The following is a 1,882-nucleotide window of genomic DNA, read 5'->3' as shown; positions in this document are numbered from 1 at the left end:
GAGGTGAGAGGTGCCGGGTGGGGTCCCCCTAGACACCGTTATAGGTCCCTGTGGTGGGTGGTGGGGTCGGTTCGATTTTCGGCGACCCTTGCGCCGTCCTGCGATTAGGGAGCGGAGGGGCGAGTGATTGTGGTGGGAGAATCGCAAGACGGCGGTAAGTTGTGGCGGTTCAGACAGGGGTATCCTTACGCCGTCCTGCGATTGTACGGATAGGGCCGGGATTCGACAGGGGGAAGAATCGCAAGACGGCGGTAAGTTGTGATGGGTGATACTCCGGGGCGATCGGCGACCCCTGCGCTGTCATGCGGTTTCGGGTTCTGTCTGGCTATGGTTAGAACTGCTAATAACAATATGTGGGCGTGTTGGTAGTATCGGGATAGGTAGATGTTCTGCCGGGGTGAAAGGTCAGTATTCTTTAAGGGGCTAGTCGTTCTCGTCGCAGTCAAAGCTACGCAACGTGAGTGAATGCCCGGAGAAGGCCCGGGCGACGGACGATTCCACCGGACGCGATTTGTGGCAGAATCGCCCGGTGGAAACCTCTTGGCCGGAGGGTTCGTCCTCGCTCTGTCCTCTCTCAGCCGAGTCAGTAAGTGTTTCGACGGTTCACGGAAACGCTCGGTCTGGACGACTAAGCGCCGATCCACCGCAAGGATCGGGCGATCTTGATTTGCCCGAGAGCCGGCGTACCCGGCTCGAGGGCCGCCCGATCCGCACGCCCCCGACCGGCGGGAGGGGGCTATCTTGTGCGGTGGCGGTGCGGCGGCGGTGCGGTCTTTACTCGACGCTAGTTAGAACAACTCAAGAGCCGCTATGCTTCGCCAATTCAGGCGTTCCACCGTGCGGTGCGGTAGAAGACGTGCCGGTGGCTATGGTGCGGTGCGGTGCCACCGGCTCGTCTTCGTCGCGGTCGTCGGATAGTGCCGCCCCAGCTGGGCCGGACGTGCTGTCGGGCCACTCGTGGAGCAGCTCGCGATCGCGTCGGTCGGGGTGGTCGGAGTGAGCGCGGATCCCGTCGACGGCGAGGTCGAGTTGGATGAGCAGTCACGGCTCGGTCGGGACTGGGATTGCGGGCCGGATCGGGAGCGGCCGGACTGCCGGAAGGACTTGGCGCACCTGAAGTACCAGACAGAATCGGGGGAACAGGCGTCGTACCGTTGCGGTTCGTGGGACTGCGAGTGTTGCGGCCACCGGCTGAGGATGGGACTGATCGAGGAGATAGAACGGATCACGGAGGAGCGCCCGGAGATGCGTCGGTTCCTGACGCTCACAGTGGACCGCAGAGCGCCCGCGTCGAAGGAGGAGAAGCACGAGTACATCACCGATCGGTGGAACGCGCTGAGGACGGAACTGAGGGACCGCTATCCAAACCTGTCGTATCTGTGGGTGCGGCACGAGGGAGACGAGCGGGACCGGCCGCACCTGCACCTGCTCGTGGATCGGTTCCTGCCGCAGCGGGAACTGTCGCAGTTGGCCGAGCGCGTCGGCCTCGGCCGGGTGGTGGACATCCGGCGGGTGGACGCACGGAACGCGGCGCACTACATCAGTGCGTACCTCGGTCGTGGCTCGCTGTCGTTCCTGCCGTCGGGGTCGCGGCGGTACGGATCTAGCGCCGACGTCGATCTCGATCCACGCGATCCGGGCGGCGACGATCGTGACGGCAGTGCGCTCGAGGAGGACTGGTCACTGATGGCGTGGGATCCGATCGTCGAGGACTGGGTGTCGGCTGCGTCGGGAGACTTCCGGCGCGACGAGGATAGAGGACCGCCACCAGACTAGATCGGTCGGTCCCACCGCGAGGTGAGAGGTGCCGGGTGGGGTCCCCCTAGACACCGTTATAGGTCCCTGTGGTGGGTGGTGGGGTCGGTTCGATTTTCGGCGACCC

The 1,882-nt window shown here is 64.2% G+C and carries 1 protein-coding gene; it reads left to right on the top strand.

Features of this window, described 5'->3' with window-relative positions; genetic code table 11:
* Window positions 1–957 precede the first annotated feature (957 nt).
* Window positions 958–1,776, top strand: a complete 819-nt coding sequence (locus C483_RS19195; RefSeq protein WP_004045523.1) for a rolling circle replication-associated protein — start codon at window positions 958–960, stop codon at window positions 1,774–1,776.
* Window positions 1,777–1,882: the final 106 nt, after the last annotated feature.

Origin of the sequence: Natrialba hulunbeirensis JCM 10989 (assembly GCF_000337575.1) — an archaeon.
Taxonomy (GTDB): Archaea; Halobacteriota; Halobacteria; order Halobacteriales; family Natrialbaceae; genus Natrialba; species Natrialba hulunbeirensis.
Note: the sequence above shows the minus strand (reverse complement) of the source record. Positions and strands in the feature narration are given on the sequence as shown.